The following is an 18,374-nucleotide window of genomic DNA, read 5'->3' on the forward strand; positions in this document are numbered from 1 at the left end:
GGCGCGCGCCGTTCGGCATCGCCACCGAGTGCGGCTTCGGTCGCGGCCCGGCGGAGCGGACCGTGCCGCTGCTCGAGCTGCACCGCGACATCGCCGCCGCCCTCACGGCCTGAGCGGCCGCGACCGGCAGCGGCGTCAGGCGGGCGGATGCGCGAGCTCGGCCGCGTAGGCGAGCACCGAGCGGCGGTAGCGGGGGAGCGTCGGCGCGAGCGCCTCGAGCGCGACCCGCAGCGCCTCCTCGTGGCGCCCGGCGCTGTGCAGCGCGAGCGCGAGCAAGGCGCGGGGCGCCGCGCCCGTCGACGGATGCGTCGGCGCGGCCTCGAGCACCGCGATCGCGTCGTCGACGCGGCCCGTGTTCCGCAGCGTCGAGCCGTACTGCACGGCGAGCTGCGCGTGGTGGGCCGGCTCGAGCCCGAGCTCGAGCGCGCGCTCGTACTCGCGCTCCGCCTCGACCTCGCGCCCGTGGGCGTCGAGGATGCCGGCGAGCTCGAACGCGGCGCGGCCGTCGTCGCCGGGGTACGCGGCGGCGAGCGCGCGCATCGCGTCGATCGCCGCATCGGCGGGCGTCTCGTCGAAGCGCTCCCAGAGGTCGGCGACCGCCGCGCCCCACGCGGCGAGCTCCCGCTCGTCGGTCACCGGGACCGCCCTGCCAGCGCGGTGTCCGACTCCGCCGTGCTCGGCACGGCGAGCCCCGTGTGGTGCGCCGCGAAGGCCAGCTGGTCGGCGAACTCGAGCGCCGCGGCGTCCTTCGGCTTGCCCATGCCGTGCCCGGCGCGCGTGTCGACCGAGAGCAGCACCGGCGCATCCGCGCCGTGCCCCGCCGCCGCGGCCGCCTGCTGCGCGCGCTGCAGCTCGGCGGCGAACTTGAAGGAGTGCGCGGGCACGACGCGGTCGTCGTGGTCGCCGGTCGTGATGAGCGTCGGCGGGTAGGCGACGTCGTCGCGCACGTTGTGGAGCGGCGAGTAGGCGCGGAGGTACCCGTGCGCGTCGGCGTCGTCGGGGTCGCCGTAGTCGCTCGCCCACGCCCAGCCGATCGTGAACCGGTGGTAGCGCAGCATGTCGAGCACGCCGACGCCCGGCAGCACCGCGGCCCACAGCTCGGGCCGCTGGGTGAGGGCGGCGCCCGCGAGCAGGCCGCCGTTCGAGCGCCCGTGCAGCGCGAGCTGCTCGCGCGTCGTCACGCCGGTCGCGATCAGGTGGTCGGCGATCGCGTACAGGTCGTCGAAGACCTGCTGCTTGCGCTCCTTCGTGCCGGCCTTGTGCCATGCCGAGCCGAACTCGCCGCCGCCGCGCAGGTTCGGCACCACGAGCACGCCCCCCGCCTCGACCCACGCGGCGAGCACCGCGCGGAAGCCGGGGTTCATCGGGATGTTGAAGCCGCCGTACGCCCAGATGAGCGTCGGGCGCGGCGCGTCGCCCGCGTCGCCCTCGGGCCGCACGAGGAACGCCGGCACCTGCTCGCCGTCGCTCGAGGCGGTGCGGATGCGCTCGGTCACCGCCCGGGGCGCCTCCGGCCCCGGGGTCGGGAGCGTGCGGTGCGCGACGAGCCGGCCGCCGTCGACCTCGACGACGTACCGCGTACCGCGGTCGACGAAGCTCGAGGTCGAGACGAAGACGGTGGCGCTCGTGGCGCTCGCGTGGGAGCCGGTGAGGGAGACGCCGTCGCCGAGCGGCACGGCGTCGCCGAGGGTGCCGTCGAAGCCCGCGAGCTGCATGCGGTGGCTCGCGTCGTGCGAGTACTCGAGCACGAGGCCGCTCGCCGTGAGCGAAGCGTCGAGCAGCACGTCCTCGGCGTGCTCGGGCACCGCGGTCGCCTCCTCGCCGGTCGCGAGGTCGAACACGGCGAGCCGGTAGCGCGGCGCGCCGGCGTCGGTCACGGCGTAGAGGACGCCGTCGTGGATGCCCACCGCGTTCCACTCGTGCTCGTGGCCCGTGACCAGCTGCCGCAGCGCATCCGCCGCTTCGTCGTGCCGCCGCACGGCGAGGTCGTTGCCGCTCGACGAGCCGGTGTCGGTCGAGAGCACGAACCACTCGTCGTCGCGCGGCCAGTGGCGCGCGAACAGGCGCGGCTCGTCGGGCCGGGCGAAGAGCACCGCGTCGTCGGCGACCGGGGCGCCGATCTCGTGCCGCATGAGGCGGCCGGCGCCCATCTCGTCGGTGAGCGCGTCGCCCGCGGGGGCGTCGTACGCCCAGTAGCTGAACGCGCGGCCGCCGGGCAGCCAGACCGGCGCGTTCCACTTGGTCCACGGGATCTCGTCGGCGAGGTCGTCGCCGGTCGCGACGTCGCGGATGCGGATGGTGCGCCAGTCGGAGCCGCCGTCGGAGACGCCGTAGGCGAGCAGCGCCCCGTCGGGGGAGACGCTCGCGACGTTCACCGCGACGGTGCCGTCGGCCGAGAGCGCGTTGGGGTCGAGCAGGACGCGGCCGTCCTCCAGGCCGTCGGCCGAGTCGGCGGTCACGAGCACCGGCTGGTTCTCGCCGTCGGAGTGCCACGCGAACACGCGGCCGCCGCGCTCCCACGGGCAGCCGCGCGTCGGCGCCTCGAGCAGCGCGGTCACGCGGTCGCGGAACGCGTCCCGCGCCGGGAGCGCCGCGAGGATCGGCTCGGCGAACGCGTTCTGCGCCTCGATGAACGCGCGCACCTCCGTCGATTCGCCGTCCTCCAGCCAGCGGTACGGGTCGGCGATCTCCTCCCCGTGCAGCGTCTCGACCGTGCCGTCTCTTCTCACCTCGGGGTAGCGCATCCGCCCACCCTACGTCGCACGCCAGGGACAGCACGCGAGGGGGGCACCCGCCGCAGCGGATGCCCCCCTCAGTCGCGTCGCGACGCGACTGCTACTTCGCGACGCCCGGGTGCGTCATCGACAGCAGGTCGAGCGCCTTGTCGAGGTCGCCCTCGGTGAGCTCGCCGCGCTCGAGGTAGCCGAGGTCGATGACGGCCTCGCGCACCGTGATGCCCTGCTTGACCGAGTGCTTCGCGATCTTCGCGGCGGCCTCGTAGCCGATGAGCCGGTTGAGCGGCGTGACGATCGACGGGCTCATGCCCGCGAGCGCCGCGGCCCGCTCGACGTTCGCCTCGAGGCCCGCGATCGTCTTGTCGGCGAGCACGCGCGACGCGTTCGAGAGCAGGCGGATCGACTCGAGCAGCGCCGTGCCCATGACGGGGATCTGCACGTTGAGCTCGAACGAGCCCGACGCGCCCGCCCAGGCGACCGTCGCGTCGTTGCCGATGACGCGCGAGGCGACCATGAGCACGGCCTCGGGCACGACCGGGTTGACCTTGCCGGGCATGATCGACGAGCCCGGCTGCAGGTCGGGGATCGCGATCTCGCCGAGCCCCGTGTTCGGGCCCGAGCCCATCCAGCGCAAGTCGTTGTTGATCTTCGTGAGCGACACGGCGATCGTGCGCAGGGCCCCGGATGCCTCGACGAGCGCGTCGCGGTTCGCCTGCGCCTCGAAGTGGTTGCGCGCCTCGGTGATCGGCAGGCCGCTCGACGCGGCGATCTCGGCGATGACCTTCTCGGGGAAGCCGAGCGGGGTGTTGATGCCGGTGCCGACGGCCGTGCCGCCCTGCGGCACTTCGGCGACGCGGGGGAGCGCGGCCTGGATGCGCTCGATGCCGTAGCGGATCTGGGCGGCGTACCCGCCGAACTCCTGGCCGAGCGTCACGGGCGTCGCGTCCATGAGGTGGGTGCGGCCGGGCTTGACGGCGTCGGCCCAGAGCGCCGCCTTCTCCTCGAGCGCGCCGGCGAGGTGCTCGAGCGCGGGGATCGCCTGCTCGATGAGCGCGCCCGTGACGGCGATGTGCACCGAGGTGGGGAAGACGTCGTTCGACGACTGCGACGCGTTCACGTGGTCGTTCGGGTGCACGCTCGCGCCGCGGTGCTTCGTCGCGAGCGTCGCGAGCACCTCGTTCATGTTCATGTTCGACGAGGTGCCGGAGCCCGTCTGGTACGTGTCCACGGGGAACTGGTCGTGGTGCGCGCCCCCGATGACCTCGTCGGCCGCGGCGACGATCGCGTCGGCGACGTCGGCCTCGAGGATCCCGAGCTCGCGGTTCGCGATCGCGGCGGCGCGCTTGATGCGGGCGAGCGCGACGATCTGCGCGGGCTCGAGGCCCGTGCCCGAGATGGGGAAGTTCTCGACCGCCCGCTGGGTCTGCGCGGCGTAGAGCGCGTGCTTCGGCACCCGCACCTCGCCCATCGTGTCGTGCTCGATCCGGTACTCGACGTCGTTCACTGCTTCGTGCCCTCCTCGGTTGGGTGCGTCACTCGCCGGCCGAGAGCTCGGCGCTCACGGCCTCGGCGAAGGTCTGGATCTCGTCGTCGGCGGCGGTGCCGGCGATGACGACGGTGGATGCGCCGTGCTCGGTCGTGAGGACGTAGGCGAAGTTGCCCGGGTCCTCGGCGTCCCGCTGATCGTGCTCTGTCCACGTGCGGCCCCCGACGACGCGCTCGCCCGTCTGCGGCGCGGAGTCGATCGCCTGCACGAGCCACGTCGGGTTCGCGTCGATCGCCTGCGTGAACGAGACGAACTGCTGGTCGGGCGTCACGTAGCCGGCGTACCAGGTGACGATCCCGTCGGCGCCCGTGCGCAGCTCGGCGGCGTTCGCGGCGAAGCCCTCGGGGAGCGCCGGCGCGAGGAGCGGCTCGTCGACCGTGCCCTGCGCGGCAGCCGCGGCCGCGGCGACGTCGACGGGCTCGCGCGGCTGCACGTCGGGCCGGAGCACGACGAGCACCATCACGAGCACGACGCCGAGGCTCGCGACGACCGCGACGATCAGGTTCGTGAACGTCTGGTTCTCGCGGTGGCGGCGCGACGCTGCGGCCTTGCGCGCGGCGGTCTCCTCAGGCGTCTCGGGGCGCCCGAGCTCGGCGACGACCCTGGGCTGCTTGGGGCTCATGCCGGAGCGGCCCCCTCCGAGGTGCCGGCGGGCGCCGCGCTCGAGCGCGCCGCGTCGAGCCTCGCCTTCGCACCCTGGAGCCACTCCTCGCAGCGGTCTGCGAGCGCGTTGCCGCGCTCCCAGAGCGCGAGGGACTCCTCGAGCGACGCTCCGCCCGACTCGAGCGCCTGCACGACGCGCACGAGCTCGTCGCGCGCCTGCTCGTACGACAGCTCGGCGACGGCGTCGCCCGCGGGGGTGGTGGTCACCGGGGCAGTCTACCGCCGCACCGCCCACGGGCTCGGGGCATCGGGAGCGTGGGAGGATGGACGCTTCCCCCGACATCGAGGAGCCGCACGCAGGCATGCCCACCGCACCCTCCGAAGCAACCATGGCCGAGATCGCCGCGCTCCTGCGCTTCGACACCACGAGCCGCGACTCCAACCTGCCGCTCGTCGAGCACGCGGTCGCGCGCCTCGCCGCGGTGGGCGTCGACGCGGCGCTCGTGCCGAGCCCCGAGGGCGACAAGGCGAACCTGCTCGCGACGATCCCCGCCGCCGACGGGACGGTCACCGGCGGCATCGTGCTCTCGGCGCACACCGACGTCGTCCCGGTCGACGGTCAGGTGTGGAGCAGCGCGCCGTTCGAGCCCGAGGTCCGCGACGGCCGCCTCTACGCGCGCGGCGCGGCCGACATGAAGTCGTTCCTGGGCGTGCTGCTCGCGAAGGCGCCCGCGATGGCGACCGCCCGGCTCGCCGAGCCCATCCACCTCGCCCTCTCGTACGACGAGGAGGTCGGCTGCGTCGGCGCGATCGGACTCGTCGACGAGATCGTGCGGCGAGGGCTCGCGCCGCGCGGCTGCGTCGTCGGGGAGCCGACGAGCATGCGGATCGTGCGCGGCCACAAGTCGATGAACGTGTTCCGCGTCGACGTGCGCGGCCTCGCGGCGCACTCCTCCCTCACGCCGCAGGGCGAGAACGCGATCGTCGCCGCGGCCGAGCTCGTGCGCTTCGTGCAGGGCGTCGCCGACGAGCTGCGCGAGCAGGGGCCGTTCGACGACGGCTACGTCGTGCCGTTCACGACCGTGAGCGTCAACCGCATCGACGGCGGCATCGCGATCAACACGATCCCCGCGGAGTGCACCGTCCACTTCGAGTTCCGCGCGCTCACGACCGTCGACCACGAGGCGCTCGTCGAGCGCTTCCGCGCCGAGTGCCGCCGCATCGAGGCGGGCATGCGCGAGCGCCACCCCGGCGCGAGCGTGACGCTCACGACGACCGCGGCGGCGCCCGGCGTCGACACGCCCGCCGATGCCGACATCGTCGCGCTCGCGGCCGCGTGGGGCGGCGAGCCGAGCGACGACAAGGTGACGTACGGCACCGAGGCCGGCCTCTTCGCGAACGCCGGCATCCCCACCGTCGTGTGCGGCCCGGGCGACATCGCGCAGGCGCACGCCCCCGACGAGTTCATCGAGCTCGAGCAGATCGCGCGCTGCGAGGCGCTCGTCGACCGACTCATCGCCGACCTCAGCGTCGACGCCTGACCCGACCCGCGAGGAGACATCGCATGACCGCCACCGTCCAGGCAACCCCGGAGCGGCTCGCCGCCGCGAGGAAGGCGGTGATCTCCAGCTCGATCGGCGCCGCCCTCGAGTGGTTCGACATCATCGTCTACGCCTCGTTCGCGGTCGTCATCACCGAGAACTTCTTCCCCGACGCCGGCGAGTACGGCCTCATCTACACGTTCGCGACGTTCGCCACGACCTACCTCATCCGCCCCCTCGGCGGCATGATCCTCGGCAGCTACGCCGACCGCACGAGCCGCAAGAGCGCGCTCACCCTCACCCTGCTGCTCATGATGGTCGGCACGCTGCTCATGGCGGTCGCGCCGACGTACGCGATGGTCGGGATCTGGGGCGGCGTGATCATCCTGCTCTCCCGGCTCATCCAGGGCTTCTCCGCGGGCGGCGAGTTCGGCACCGCGACGACCTTCCTCATCGAGACCGCCCCGCACCGCAAGATGTTCTACGCCTCGTGGCAGGTCGGCGCGCAGGGCGTGTCGATGCTGCTCGCCTCGGCGTTCGGCTTCGGCCTCAACACGTGGCTCTCGGAGCAGGACCTCTACGACTGGGGCTGGCGCGTGCCGTTCTTCGTCGGCCTGCTCATCGGCCCCGTGGGCCTGTACATCCGGGCGCGGCTCGCCGAGCCCGAGGAGCTCGGCTCGACCGAGCGCCGCAAGTCGCCCCTCGCGGCGGTCTTCCGCGAGCACGCCGGCCGCCTGCTCGCCGGCTCCGCGGTGATCGGCGTCGCCACGATCTCGGTCTACATGATCCTCTACATGCCGACCTTCGCGGTCGCGAACCTCGACATCCCCCCGACCGCCGCGTACCTCGGCGGCATCGTCTCGGGCCTCATCACGATCGTCGGCTCCCCGTACGTCGGCCGGCTCGCCGACCGGGTGGGCCCCGCGCGCATCATGACGTGGGCGGCGATCGCGGCGCTCGTGCTCGCGTGGCCGGTGTTCCAGCTCATCGTCACGCTGCGCAGCGTCGCCGCGCTCGTCGTCGCGATCGCGCTGCTCGGCGTCGTGATGGTCTTCTACTTCGCGCCCCTGCCGGGGCTGCTCTCGTCGATGTTCCCGGCCGACGTGCGCGGCACGGGGCTCTCGGTGACCTACAACGTCGGCGTCACGGTGCTCGGCGGCATCGCGCCGCTCGTGCTCACGTGGCTCCTCAACATCACGGGCTCCCTCAACGCGCCGAGCCTGTACTACATGGCGATCGCGGTCATCTCGCTCGTCGGGTTGTACTTCGTGCGCACCCGCTACGCGCAGCGCTGAGCCCGCCCGCCGGCTCCGGCATCGCGCCGGGGCCGGCGGTCCGCGCCCTCAGGTGCGCCGCTCGGGCGGCGCGGGCTCAGAGCTCCGGATGCGCCGCGGTCACCTGCGCGTCGAGGGTGCCGCTCGCGAGCGTGACGAGCAGGGCGTCGCCGGCCGCGACGGTCGCCGCGTCGCGCGCGACCGAGCCCGCCGCGGTCTGGACCACCGCGTAGCCGCGGTCGAGCGTCGCCTGCGGGCTGAGCGCGCGCAGCGTCTGCCGCAGGTGGTCGAGCCGCTGCCCGGCCACCTCGACCACCCGGCCCGCGAGCTCGTCGGCGCGCGCGGTGAGCCGCGCGAGGTCCTCGGCGCGCACGTCGATGAGCGTCTCCGGCCGCGCGAGCGCGGGCCGGGACCGCACGCCCTCGAGCCGCTCGGCCTCGCGCGCGACGAGCTGCGTCACGCGCTGCCGCAGCTGCGCGCGCGCCTGCGCGATGCGGGCGAGCTCCTCCGCGACGTCCGGCACGACCCGCTTCGCCGCATCCGTCGGCGTGGATGCGCGCAGGTCGGCGACGTCGTCGAGCAGCGGCCGGTCGTTCTCGTGGCCGATCGCCGACACGACGGGGGTCGTCGCGGCCGCGACGGCGCGCACGAGCCGCTCGTCGCTGAAGCCGAGCAGGTTCTGGAAGTCGCCGCCGCCGCGCGCGATGACGATCACGTCGACCTCGGGGTCGGCCTCGAGCCGCTCGAGCGCGGCGAGCACCGTCGGCACCGTCTGGTCGCCCTGCACCGCCGCGTGCTCGACGCGGAAGCGCACGCCCGGCCAGCGCAGCTGGGCGTTGCGCAGCACGTCCTTCTCGGCGTCGGAGTCGCGCCCGGTGATGAGGCCGATCACGCCCGGCAGGAACGGGAGGGCGCGCTTGCGGGAGGCGTCGAACAGGCCCTCCGCGGCGAGCGCGCGCCGCAGCGCCTCGAGCCGCGCGAGCAGGTCGCCGAGGCCCACGTGGCGGATCTGCTGCGTGATCATCGACAGCGTGCCCGCGCGCGGCCAGTAGTCGGGCTTCACGAGCAGCACGACCCGGTCGCCCTGCCCGAACTCGCCCTCGATGCGCGCGAGCGTCGAGCTCCACACGTTGAAGGCGACCGTCGAGTCGCCCGAGACGTCCTTGAGCTTGCCGAAGACGTTGCCGCGCGAGGCCGACCACTGGGTGATCTCGCCCTCGACCCACAGGTGCCCGAGGCGGCCGATGTAGCCCTTGAGCTCGGCGCCGAGGCGGTCGACGCTCCACGGCTCGTCCGGGGTGCCCGTGATCCGCTCGGCCATCGCGCTCCTCTCGCGGGCCCTCCCGGCCGGGGGAGCCCATAGGTCGGCATCGTAGACTGGGCGGGTGACCATCACGAACGGCCGCGTGCCCCTCGACGCCCCGCGTCCCGCGGTGCGGCGGGGCCGTCTGCAGCCGGTCCCGGCCGACGGGCCCAAGCGCATCCTGCTCGCGACGCCGCGCGGCTACTGCGCCGGCGTCGACCGCGCGGTGCTCGCGGTCGAGAAGGCGCTCGAGCAGTACGACGAGCCGGTCTACGTGCGCAAGGAGATCGTGCACAACAAGCACGTCGTCTCGTCGCTCGAGGCCGAGGGCGCGATCTTCGTCGACGAGGTGGATGCGGTGCCCGAGGGGGCGCGCGTCATCTTCAGCGCGCACGGCGTGAGCCCGGCCGTCGTGCAGGCCGCGGCCGACCGGGGGCTGTCGGCGATCGACGCGACGTGCCCGCTCGTGACGAAGGTGCACCGCGAGGCGGTCCGCTTCTCCCGCGACGACTTCGAGATCCTGCTCGTCGGCCACGAGGGCCACGAGGAGGTCGAGGGCACCGCGGGCCACGCACCCGACCGCGTGACGATCGTCAACAACCCCGACGAGGCCGACACCGTGCAGGTGCGGAACCCCGACAAGCTCGTGTGGCTCAGCCAGACGACCCTCTCCGTCGACGAGACGATGGAGACGGTGCGGCGGCTCCGCGCCCGGTTCCCGAACCTGCAGGACCCGCCGAGCGACGACATCTGCTACGCGACGCAGAACCGGCAGGTCGCGGTGAAGAAGATCGCGCCCGAGACCGACCTCGTGATCGTGGTGGGCAGCGCGAACTCCTCCAACTCCGTGCGGCTCGTCGAGGTCGCGCTCGAGCACGGGGCGAAGGCCGCGCACCGCGTCGACTTCTCGACCGAGATCCAGCAGGAGTGGCTCGAGGGCGTCCGCACGGTGGGCGTCACGAGCGGCGCGAGCGTGCCCGAGGGCCTCGTGCGCGAGGTGCTGCTCGAGCTCGAGGACGCCGGGTTCGGCGACATCACCGAGGTGCGCACGGCCGAGGAGGACCTCATCTTCTCGCTCCCGAAGGAGCTGCGCCCGAGCCGTCGCGGCTGACGCCCGATCGCTGGCGGAATCCCAGATTCCGCGGATACGCTCGCCGCATGGCAGACGTGCAGCAGGACGACCAGTGGGCCGAGCAGATGGCTGACGGCGAGGACTTCGACGAGTCGATGGGCGACGCCGTCGACGACGACCGCGTGCTCGCCACGGACGAGCTCGACGAGATCGACGACGACGACGCCCCCGAGGGCGCCGAGGCGCGCGACGAGGAGTGGGAGGGCGACGACCCCGCCGACATCCCCGACGAGCACGGCGGCTCGCAGGCCGGCATCGACACCGACGACAACGGCGTCGACGACACGGTGCTCCCCGAGGGCACCGACAGCATCATCGACGCGAGCGACTGGGAGTAGCGCGCTCGTACGAGCACCGCGCCCTGACGGACGCGCGCAGAGGGGCCCCGCCGATCGGCGGGGCCCCTCGTGCTCGCGGCTACTTGCCGGACCAGCCGGCCGAGCCGAGCTGCTGCGTCGCCTCGACGACGCGCTTCGCCATCGCCGACTCCGCGGCCTTGCCCCACGAGCGGGGGTCGTAGACCTTCTTGTTGCCGACCTCGCCGTCGACCTTGAGCACGCCGTCGTAGTTCGCGAACATGCTGCCCGCGACCGAGCGCGTGTACGCGTACTGGGTGTCGGTGTCGATGTTCATCTTCACGACGCCGTTGCGCACCGCCTCGGCGATCTCCTCGTCGGAGGAGCCCGAGCCGCCGTGGAAGACGAGGTCGAGCGGCTTCTCGCCGGTGCCGTACTTCTCGGCGATGCCCTGCTGGATCTGGCCGAGCAGCTCCGGGCGCAGCTTCACGTTGCCCGGCTTGTAGACGCCGTGCACGTTCCCGAACGTGAGCGCCGCCATGTAGCGGCCCTGATCGCCGAGCCCGAGCGCCTCGACCGTCGCGATCGCGTCGTCGAGCGTCGTGTAGAGCTTGTCGTTGATCTCATGGGCGACGCCGTCCTCCTCGCCGCCGACGACGCCGATCTCGACCTCGAGCACCTGGCCGAGCGCGCGCGTGCGGGGCAGCAGCTGCTTGGCGATCTCGAGGTTCTCCTCGAGCGGCACGGCCGACCCGTCCCACATGTGGGACTGGAACAGCGGGGCGCGACCCGCGCGCACCTCCTCCTCGCTCGCCTCGAGCAGCGGCATGACGAAGCCGTCGAGCGCGTCCTTCGGGCAGTGGTCCGTGTGGAGGGCGACCGTGATCGGGTACGCCTTCGCGACCTCCGTGACGAACCGGGCGAAGGCGATCGCGCCGCCGGCGCGGTTCTTGACGCTCTGGCCCGCGAAGTAGTCGGCGCCGCCCGTGGTGACCTGGATGATGCCGTCCGAGCCCGCCTCGGCGAGGCCCTGGAGCACCGCGTTGATCGTCGACGACGACGAGACGTTGATGGCCGGATAGGCGAACGCGTTCGACTTGGCCTTGTCCAGCATCTCGGCGAACTGCTCGGTGGTGGCGACGGGCATGATGCGGCTCCTGACTCGAATGCACGCGGCTGCCGGGTGCACGCGCCGCGCTCGGTGGCACCAGTCTAGGCTTCAGGCATCCGGGGCTTCCCGGGGAAGCGAGGAGGGCCAGCATGCCGCACGACTCCATCGTCCGCGTCGCGCTCGAACGGATCGTCGAGGCGCTCGCGGAGGCGCGCGAGGAGCTCGACCGGCTCGACGCGGTCGCGAGCGACGGCAACCACGGCGAGCACGTGCTCGCCGGGGCCACGGCCGCGCGCGACGCCGCCCTCGCGGCCCCTGCGGGGCGCGCGCTCGCCGATGCCGCGGAGGCATGGGGGAGGGGCCAGGGGTTCGCCAACCCGCTATGGGGCCGGATGCTCGCCGCCGTCGCCACGAAGGAGCGCAGCGGCCCGGTCGCGATCCTCGACGCCGCGCTCGAGGTGCTCGAATCGTCGACCGACGCGCGAGTGGGCGACAAGTCGATCGTCGACACGCTCACGCCCGCGCTCACCGACGCCCGCGCGCTGCTCGCCCGGGGCGAGAGCGTCGCCGACGCCGCCGCGCACGCCGCCGGCGTCGCCGAGGAGGCGGCGCTCGAGACCGCCGCGATCGAGGACCGGTTCGACGCCTCGACGGCGGACCTCGGGTTCCCCGATCCCGGTGCGACGTCGTCCGCGGTCATCCTCCAGGCGGTGGCCGACACGATGGCCGACCTCGGCGGCGCCGACGCGTGACGGGCGGCCGCGCCGCGCTCGCATGACCGGCCCCACCCATCCGCCTCACTAGGCTCGAGGGCAGGCGAACCGATGGAGGACACCGTGGCGCACAGCCCCGATTCGATGACGGCACCGGTCTTCGAGCACCCCGACCGCAACCTGGCGATGGAGCTCGTGCGAGCCACGGAGGCCGCAGCGATCCGGGCCGTGCCGTGGATCGGGCGCGGCGACAAGAACGGCGCCGACGGCGCGGCCGTCAACGCGATGCGCACGTTCCTCGCGACCGTCGCGTTCGACGGCGTCGTCGTGATCGGCGAGGGCGAGAAGGACGAGGCGCCGATGCTCTTCAACGGCGAGCACGTCGGCAACGGCCGCGGCCCCTCGTGCGACATCGCCGTCGACCCGATCGACGGCACCTCGCTCACCGCGGCGGGCCGGCAGAACGCGCTCAGCGTCATCGCGGTCGCCGACCGCGGCACGATGTACGACCCGGTCGACGCGTTCTACATGGACAAGCTCGTCGCCGGTGCCGAGGCGCACGGCGTCATCTCGCTCGAGCAGTCGATCGGCGACAACATCCGCGAGCTCGCGCGCGCGAAGGGCAAGGACGTCGGAGAGATGGTCGTCGCGATCCTCGACCGGCCGCGCCACGCGGAGCTCATCGACGAGATCCGCTCCGCGGGCGCGGGCACGCGCCTCATGCGCGACGGCGACGTGGCCGGGGGCATCAACGCCGCGCGGCCCGAGACGCGCATCGACCTGTGCGTCGGCGCGGGCGGCACGCCCGAGGGCGTCATCACGGCGTGCGCCATCAAGGCGCTCGGCGGGTTCATGCAGGGCCGGCTCGCGCCGCAGAGCGACGAGGAGCACCGCAAGGTCGTCGCCGCGGGCCACGACCTCGAGCGGATCCTCGGGCTCGACGACCTCGTCGCGAGCGACAACACCTACTTCGTCGCGACGGGCGTGACCGACGGGCAGCTGCTCGACGGCGTGCGCCGCAACGGGCCGCTCATCCGCACCGAGTCGATCGTGCTGCGCTCGAAGACCGGCACCATCCGCCGCGTGATCGCCGATCACCGCAGCGACAAGTGGCTCGAGACGCAGGCCTGATCGGCTGACCTCGTGGAGGGGCGCGCGATCGTGAGCCCCGCAGCGCGACTCGTCGGCATCGACCTCGCGCGGCTCGTCGCCGTCGTCGGGATGATGGCGGCGCACACGATGCTGCTCGCCGAGCCGGCTCCGCCCGACGCCGTGGTCGCGCTCGTCGACGGGCCGCCGTCGACGCTGTTCGCGGTGCTCGGCGGCGTGAGCGTCGTGCTCGCGGCGCGGCAGCGGCTCGCGGCAGGCGATCGTCGCGGTGCGGTCGCGTCGACGCTCGTGCGCGGCGCCGTCGTGGCGATGCTCGGCATCGTGGTCGCGCCGCTCGCGTCGGCGGTGTTCGTGGTGCTCGTGCCGTTCGGGGTCGCGATCGCGATCTCCGGCGCCATGCTGCTGCTGCCGTCCTGGTCGCTCGGCCTCGCCCTGGCCGTGCTCTGGGCGGTCGGCGGCAGCGTCGTCGCGATCGCGCGGGAGCGCTTCGGCAGTGCCGACGACGGGGTGCTCGAGGCGGCGCTCGGCGTGGTGCTGACCGGCGTCTACCCGGTCGTGACCTGGCTCGCGTACCTGCTGGTGGGGATGCTCGTCGCCCGAGCGCTCCTCGCGGCGCGCGCCGCGGGCACGGAGCGGCGCGCGCTCGTGCTCATCGCCCTCGTGGGCGCGGCGCTCCTCGCCGCAGCGGTCGCGACGAGCGAGATCGGCGTCCGGCTCGTGGCGGAGCGCGTGCTCGACGCCCCGCTCGACTCGGCGCGCGACACGATCCTCGCGAACGGCTACGGCGCCGCACCGGGGACCGACGCCGCGTGGCAGCTCGTCGCCGCGCCGCACACCGGCACGCCGACCGACATGGCGCGCACGGTCGGCATCGCGCTGCTCGTGATCGGGGCGCTCGGCCTGCTCAGCGCCGCGCTCCCGCGCCGCGCCCTGCGCGCGATCGAGCCCCTGCGGGCGGCCGGCGCCGCGCCGCTCACGATCTACGTCGTGCACGTGGTGCTCGTCGCGCTCCTCGTGTCGCTGCCCGGCACGGCGGCGATGGATGCGCGGCTGGCGTGGGCGGTGCAGGTCGCGGTCGCGATCGCGATCGGTGCGCTGCTGGCCGCGACCGGCAGCCGGGGCCCGCTCGAGCGCATGGTCGGCTGGTTCGCCGACCGCGCGCCGCAGCGCTCGGCGGCCTGAGCATCCATCGCCGACGAGCGCGACGTCGTGACCCTCGAGGAGGCCGACGGGATGACGACGATGCGCACGGTGACCACTGAGCGGCATGGGCGGAGGGCATCGACCCCGGCTCCGACCGGCTCGATCCGCGCTTCGCGCGCCTCGCAGCCAGCTGACGCGACGGGGACGGTCCCGCCCCCCGTTCAGCGGCTTCGGCGTCCCGCGAAGAGGCGAGCGGTGGGGCCATCGCCGGCGAGCAGCTGCCGCGGCGGCCCCTGCTCGACCAGCCGCCCGTCGGCGAGGTGCCACACGACGTCGGCGGATGCGACGAGTCCCGCGTCGTGCGTGATGACGATCGTCGTGCCGGACCGCTTGCGCACGACCTGGCGCAGCACCTCGCGGGTGCGCGCGTCGAGGTGCGCCTCCGCCTCGTCGAGCACGAGGATGCGGGGGTCGCCGAGCATGGCGCGCGCGACGCTCGCGCGCGTGCGCTGCCCCGCAGACAGGAGCCGGCCGCCCTCGCCGACATCGGTGGCCCAGCCGTGCTCGAGCGACGCGGCGAGCGCGTCGACGCCGGTCAGGCGCGCGACCCGCTCGAGCTCCGCCTCGTCGATCCGGGGATGGCGGTAGCGCACGTTCCGCTCGAGGCTGCCGCGCATGAGCGGCAGATCCGGCCCGACCACCCCGATCGCCCGGCGCACCGACCGCAGCCGCACGTCGCGCAGGTCGGCGCCGTCGAGGCGGACCGCTCCGCCGTCCGGGTCGGCGAGCCGGGCGGCCACGACGCCGAGCGTCGACTTCCCGGCGCCGTTGCCGCCGACGACCGCCACCGTCTGCCCGGGCGCTGCCGTGGCCGTCACCCCGCGCAGCCCCGGCTCGAGCGACACGTCCCTGAGCTCGAGCAGGCCGCGCCCGTCCGGCAGGTCCGGGAGCTCCGGCGCGTCGGGCAGCGGCGGCAGCTCGAGGAAGCGGATCGCGGCGGCGCGCGCGACTCGCGCGCCCGCGTGGTACTCGGCCACGCGGCCGAGGTCGCGCACGTGGGTCGCGAGCATGCCGACCACCGTGAGCGCGCCGACGACCGCGGCCGGAGAGGCGTCACCGAGCCGCACGTCGAGCGCGCCCGCGATGAGCACCGCGATCGTCGCGGCGCCGCCGGTCGCCTCGGCGACGCCGCGGGCGGTGCCGGAGGCGCGTGCCTGCCGCACCATGGCGTCGGCGACGGCCTCACCCTTCCGGCGGATCCGCCGTCGCTCGCGCAGCTCCTGCCCGGACGCCTGCAGCACGCCCACGTTCGTCAGCCGCTCCGAGACCTCGCCGGAGAGCCGTGCGCGCCGCCGACGGGCGTCGCGCGACGCATCGGCGAGCGCCATGCCGACGGCCAGGGTCGCGAGCGTGCCGACGAGCAGCGCGAGCGCGACCGCGACCGTGAGGCGAGGGGCGATCGCGCTCAGCGCTGCGAGCACGAGCGCGACAGCGACGCCGCTCACGAGCAGGCGTGACAGGCCGAGGCTCACCCACGTGCGCAGCGCCGAGAGGTCGCCGACGAAGCGCAGCAGCAGCGCGCCGCTCGCCTTTCGGCCGAGCGTGCGGGCCGGCACGCGGGTGAGATGGCGGAAGAGCCGGTCGCGCACCTGCTGCACGTAGTGCTGGCCGAGCCGCTCGGCGACCGCGCGCTCGAGCGCGCGGCACGTGGCCGTGACCGAGACGGCTGCGCCGAGCAGCAGCACGATGCCGAGCAGCCGCTGCCAGGTCGGGTCGTCGACCGGCTCGGGGGAGGCCCACGCCAGGACGATCGCGTCGAAGGCGGCCTGCACGAGCAGCGCGAGCCCGATGGCGCCGGCGGCCTGCGCGACGCCCACGGCGACGAGCAGCGCGAACGAGCCGATCCTGCCCCGCTCGAGCGGCCGCGGCAGGCGGGCGGCGCCCCCGCTCACCGGTCGCGCCGCTCGCGCGCGGTGACGAGCACGCCCTTCGCGTGCGCGGCGTCCGTGAGCGTCGCGACGTCCCACACCGGCGTCGTGACCTGGCCGCGCAGCTCCCGCATCGCGAGCGGCGACGCGGTGACGAGCCCGGCGATCGCGAGCGGTGCTCGGCCGCGGGCGGCGAGCCACTCCGCGCCCGCGATCCCGCTGAGCGCGTCGGTCGCGGCGAAGAGCACCTCGTCGACGGCGTCGGCGAACGCCGGGTGCTCGATGAGCGCGGCCGTCTCCCGCTGGAAGACGCCGTCCGCGACCTCCACGACGATGACCTCGACGCGGTCGGCCGCGAGCCGGTCGACGCCGCGGCGCAGCACGGCGGCGACCGCCTCGACCCCTGCGCCCGCGGTGGTGGCCCATCCGAAGTCGGTGAAGTCGTAGGCGACGGCGGCCCCGTGGTCGCGGAAGGAGAAGACATCCCCGCCTGAGCCGGTGCCGGTCACCTTGATGGCGCCCACGCGCGCGCCGCCGGCCGCGAGGCCCTGCACGAGCTTCGCGACGGTGGTCGTCTTCCCGGAGTTCATCGATGCCCCAACCACGGCGATCACCGGCGGTCGCGCCGCCGCGGGGGCGGGCGGCAGCGCCCCGTCGGCGACGTTGAGCACGTGCCCGTCCGCGTCGACGAGCAGGCCCACGGGCAGCAGCTCGGTCGCGGTCAGCATGCGCGCGTGCTGCGCGACGACCCGGCCCGCGATCCCGCCGCCCGCGACGAGGCTCGTGGGCCCCAGGTCGTCCGGCACGACGGCCTCGAACTGATCGGGCGCGTACCGGTTGGCGTAGGCGACCACGATCGCCTCGCCCTCGCGCAGCGGCGCGCGCCGTCCCTCGGGCAGCTCGATGCGCTGGTGCTGCCCGATCGTGCCGACCCGCGCGAGCACGAGATCGCCGTTCGCCGGCGCGGCGCCCGTGCGGAGCGCCGCTGCGCACCCGAGGTCGACGCGGCGGGTGGAGTAGGCGCGCTTGACCCCGGTGAGGGCAGTCGGCGCGAGCGGGCGATCGGCGGCGGATGCCTCGGTGGGGCGGGTCAGGATCGTGGCGGTGGGGTGCATGGTCTCTCTCCTCGGATCGGGCGGGATCGGTCGAGATCCATCCGAGCGGCGCCAGGTGAGCCCGTCATGGCCGTCCGATGAGACGATCCTCACGAAGGGCGTCCGGAGGGCGGTCGCCCCATTCCGCCGGGGTGCGGACCGCGTGCATGATGAGGGCGTGACCGGCCGCGCGCGCCCAGCCAGCATCGACCTCGCGTGGTTCGTCGCGCTCGCCGGCATCGTCGCCGGACCGACGGTGCTCGGCGGAGCGCCATCCGCCGCCGAGCGGGCGCTGCTCGACGGGCCGCCGGTCGCGCTTGCGGCACTGGTCGCGGGCGTGGGGGCCGCGCACCGCGCGCGATGCCGGCTCGCCGTCGGGAACCGCGTCGGCGCGGTGAAGGCGATGCTCTACCGGGGCCTGTGGCTCGCCATCATCGCCTCGATGCTGCTGCTCCTCGACGTGCTGCTGCAGCAGGCGGCCGGGTTCTGGAGCCTGCTGCGCGCGGGTCTCGGCGGCGTCGGAGCCGCAGTGGGGGAGCTCTGGGTGCCGGCGGTCGAGGATCCGCTGCTCGTGCCGCTCGGCGCCGCGATCCTGCTCGCGGCGCCGCTCGTCGCGGCGCCGCGGTGGGCGATCGGCGTCGCCGCCGCGCTGCTCGCCGCGGTCGCCTGGTGGGCACCCACCGCCGACGGCATCGTCGCGGCGCTGCCGCTCGAGTGGGATCCCGGGCTCGCGCACGCGCTGCTCGGTGCGGGGCCGCGGGCGGCGGTCGCCCTCGCGGTGCAGGTGCTGCTCGGGCTCCTCGTCGGCCGCTGGCTCATCGCCGCCCGCGGCCACGGGCGCGAGG

The 18,374-nt window shown here is 74.4% G+C and carries 16 protein-coding genes and 1 pseudogene; 8 read left to right on the forward strand and 9 right to left on the reverse strand.

The window, feature by feature from the left end; genetic code table 11:
- Positions 1–135: 135 nt before the first annotated feature.
- From NWP09_RS05785 to NWP09_RS05805, 5 genes are all read right to left on the reverse strand, one after another.
- Complete coding sequence (locus NWP09_RS05785) at positions 136–636, reverse strand: tetratricopeptide repeat protein (protein ID WP_258274587.1); 501 nt, start codon at positions 634–636, stop codon at positions 136–138.
- Positions 633–2,744 (reverse strand): prolyl oligopeptidase family protein, encoded by a 2,112-nt coding sequence (locus NWP09_RS05790; RefSeq protein WP_258274588.1) that lies wholly within the window; start codon positions 2,742–2,744, stop codon positions 633–635. The genes NWP09_RS05785 and NWP09_RS05790 overlap by 4 nt, the downstream gene beginning before the upstream one ends.
- A gap of 91 nt (positions 2,745–2,835) precedes the next feature.
- Complete coding sequence (locus NWP09_RS05795; RefSeq protein WP_258274589.1) at positions 2,836–4,239, reverse strand: class II fumarate hydratase; 1,404 nt, start codon at positions 4,237–4,239, stop codon at positions 2,836–2,838.
- A gap of 28 nt (positions 4,240–4,267) precedes the next feature.
- Positions 4,268–4,903: a DUF4245 domain-containing protein gene (locus NWP09_RS05800; RefSeq protein WP_258274590.1), complete on the reverse strand. Its 636-nt coding sequence runs from the start codon at positions 4,901–4,903 to the stop codon at positions 4,268–4,270.
- Positions 4,900–5,151 carry an exodeoxyribonuclease VII small subunit gene (locus NWP09_RS05805; protein ID WP_258274591.1) on the reverse strand — a complete coding sequence of 84 codons (252 nt, stop codon included), beginning with the start codon at positions 5,149–5,151 and terminating at the stop codon, positions 4,900–4,902. Before NWP09_RS05805 ends, NWP09_RS05800 begins: the two co-directional genes overlap by 4 nt.
- Positions 5,152–5,207: 56 nt before the next feature.
- Between NWP09_RS05805 and argE the strand changes: the two genes are divergently transcribed.
- Positions 5,208–6,425 carry an acetylornithine deacetylase gene (gene argE, locus NWP09_RS05810; protein WP_258274592.1) on the forward strand — a complete coding sequence of 406 codons (1,218 nt, stop codon included), beginning with the start codon at positions 5,208–5,210 and terminating at the stop codon, positions 6,423–6,425.
- Positions 6,426–6,448: 23 nt separating this feature from the next.
- The gene (locus NWP09_RS05815; protein ID WP_258274593.1) at positions 6,449–7,720 is read left to right on the forward strand and encodes an MFS transporter; all 1,272 of its coding nucleotides are present in this window, start codon (positions 6,449–6,451) and stop codon (positions 7,718–7,720) included.
- A gap of 76 nt (positions 7,721–7,796) precedes the next feature.
- On the opposite strand, the gene xseA is transcribed toward NWP09_RS05815, so the two are convergent.
- Complete coding sequence (xseA, locus tag NWP09_RS05820) at positions 7,797–9,020, reverse strand: exodeoxyribonuclease VII large subunit (RefSeq protein ID WP_258274594.1); 1,224 nt, start codon at positions 9,018–9,020, stop codon at positions 7,797–7,799.
- A 112-nt stretch (positions 9,021–9,132) separates the two neighbouring features.
- Between xseA and NWP09_RS05825 the strand changes: the two genes are divergently transcribed.
- Complete coding sequence (locus tag NWP09_RS05825; RefSeq protein WP_258274602.1) at positions 9,133–10,113, forward strand: 4-hydroxy-3-methylbut-2-enyl diphosphate reductase; 981 nt, start codon at positions 9,133–9,135, stop codon at positions 10,111–10,113.
- A gap of 47 nt (positions 10,114–10,160) precedes the next feature.
- On the forward strand, positions 10,161–10,472 hold the full coding sequence (locus tag NWP09_RS05830) for a hypothetical protein (protein ID WP_258274595.1): 312 nt from the start codon (positions 10,161–10,163) through the stop codon (positions 10,470–10,472).
- Between the two features lie 79 nt (positions 10,473–10,551).
- On the opposite strand, the gene fbaA is transcribed toward NWP09_RS05830, so the two are convergent.
- Entirely contained in the window at positions 10,552–11,577 is a 1,026-nt protein-coding gene (fbaA, locus tag NWP09_RS05835; RefSeq protein ID WP_258274596.1) for a class II fructose-bisphosphate aldolase, read from the reverse strand.
- Positions 11,578–11,690: 113 nt separating this feature from the next.
- Between fbaA and NWP09_RS05840 the strand changes: the two genes are divergently transcribed.
- The 3 genes from NWP09_RS05840 (at position 11,691) to NWP09_RS05850 (ending at position 14,546) form a co-directional block, all read left to right on the forward strand.
- Complete coding sequence (locus tag NWP09_RS05840) at positions 11,691–12,293, forward strand: DAK2 domain-containing protein (protein WP_258274597.1); 603 nt, start codon at positions 11,691–11,693, stop codon at positions 12,291–12,293.
- A 72-nt stretch (positions 12,294–12,365) separates the two neighbouring features.
- Complete coding sequence (gene glpX, locus NWP09_RS05845) at positions 12,366–13,385, forward strand: class II fructose-bisphosphatase (protein WP_258274598.1); 1,020 nt, start codon at positions 12,366–12,368, stop codon at positions 13,383–13,385.
- A 12-nt stretch (positions 13,386–13,397) separates the two neighbouring features.
- Positions 13,398–14,546, forward strand: a complete 1,149-nt coding sequence (locus tag NWP09_RS05850) for a heparan-alpha-glucosaminide N-acetyltransferase domain-containing protein (RefSeq protein WP_258274599.1) — start codon at positions 13,398–13,400, stop codon at positions 14,544–14,546.
- Positions 14,547–14,728: 182 nt separating this feature from the next.
- Here NWP09_RS05850 and NWP09_RS05855 read toward each other — a convergent pair whose 3' ends face one another.
- Together NWP09_RS05855 and NWP09_RS05860 are read right to left on the reverse strand one after the other, a co-directional pair.
- Positions 14,729–16,459, reverse strand: coding sequence for an ABC transporter ATP-binding protein (locus NWP09_RS05855; protein ID WP_258274600.1), 1,731 nt, complete (start codon positions 16,457–16,459; stop codon positions 14,729–14,731).
- The gene (locus tag NWP09_RS05860; protein ID WP_258274601.1) at positions 16,456–17,550 is read right to left on the reverse strand and encodes a DUF1611 domain-containing protein; all 1,095 of its coding nucleotides are present in this window, start codon (positions 17,548–17,550) and stop codon (positions 16,456–16,458) included. The genes NWP09_RS05855 and NWP09_RS05860 overlap by 4 nt, the downstream gene beginning before the upstream one ends.
- Before the next feature lie 157 nt (positions 17,551–17,707).
- Here NWP09_RS05860 and NWP09_RS05865 point away from each other — a divergent pair.
- Positions 17,708–18,374: pseudogene (locus NWP09_RS05865) on the forward strand (hypothetical protein); the annotation flags it as partial.

It is taken from the genome of Agrococcus sp. HG114 (genome assembly GCF_024723325.1).
Taxonomy (GTDB): Bacteria; Actinomycetota; Actinomycetes; order Actinomycetales; family Microbacteriaceae; genus Agrococcus.

Excerpts from the sequence above, each read along its gene's own strand:
- NWP09_RS05790 (WP_258274588.1), bottom strand. The coding sequence starts at position 2,744 with ATGCGCTACCCCGAGGTGAGAAGAGACGGCACGGTCGAGACGCTGCAC.
- NWP09_RS05800 (WP_258274590.1), bottom strand. The coding sequence starts at position 4,903 with ATGAGCCCCAAGCAGCCCAGGGTCGTCGCCGAGCTCGGGCGCCCCGAG.
- argE (WP_258274592.1), top strand. The coding sequence starts at position 5,208 with ATGGACGCTTCCCCCGACATCGAGGAGCCGCACGCAGGCATGCCCACC.
- NWP09_RS05815 (WP_258274593.1), top strand. The coding sequence starts at position 6,449 with ATGACCGCCACCGTCCAGGCAACCCCGGAGCGGCTCGCCGCCGCGAGG.
- xseA (WP_258274594.1), bottom strand. The coding sequence starts at position 9,020 with ATGGCCGAGCGGATCACGGGCACCCCGGACGAGCCGTGGAGCGTCGAC.
- NWP09_RS05830 (WP_258274595.1), top strand. The coding sequence starts at position 10,161 with ATGGCAGACGTGCAGCAGGACGACCAGTGGGCCGAGCAGATGGCTGAC.
- fbaA (WP_258274596.1), bottom strand. The coding sequence starts at position 11,577 with ATGCCCGTCGCCACCACCGAGCAGTTCGCCGAGATGCTGGACAAGGCC.
- NWP09_RS05840 (WP_258274597.1), top strand. The coding sequence starts at position 11,691 with ATGCCGCACGACTCCATCGTCCGCGTCGCGCTCGAACGGATCGTCGAG.
- glpX (WP_258274598.1), top strand. The coding sequence starts at position 12,366 with ATGGAGGACACCGTGGCGCACAGCCCCGATTCGATGACGGCACCGGTC.
- NWP09_RS05860 (WP_258274601.1), bottom strand. The coding sequence starts at position 17,550 with ATGCACCCCACCGCCACGATCCTGACCCGCCCCACCGAGGCATCCGCC.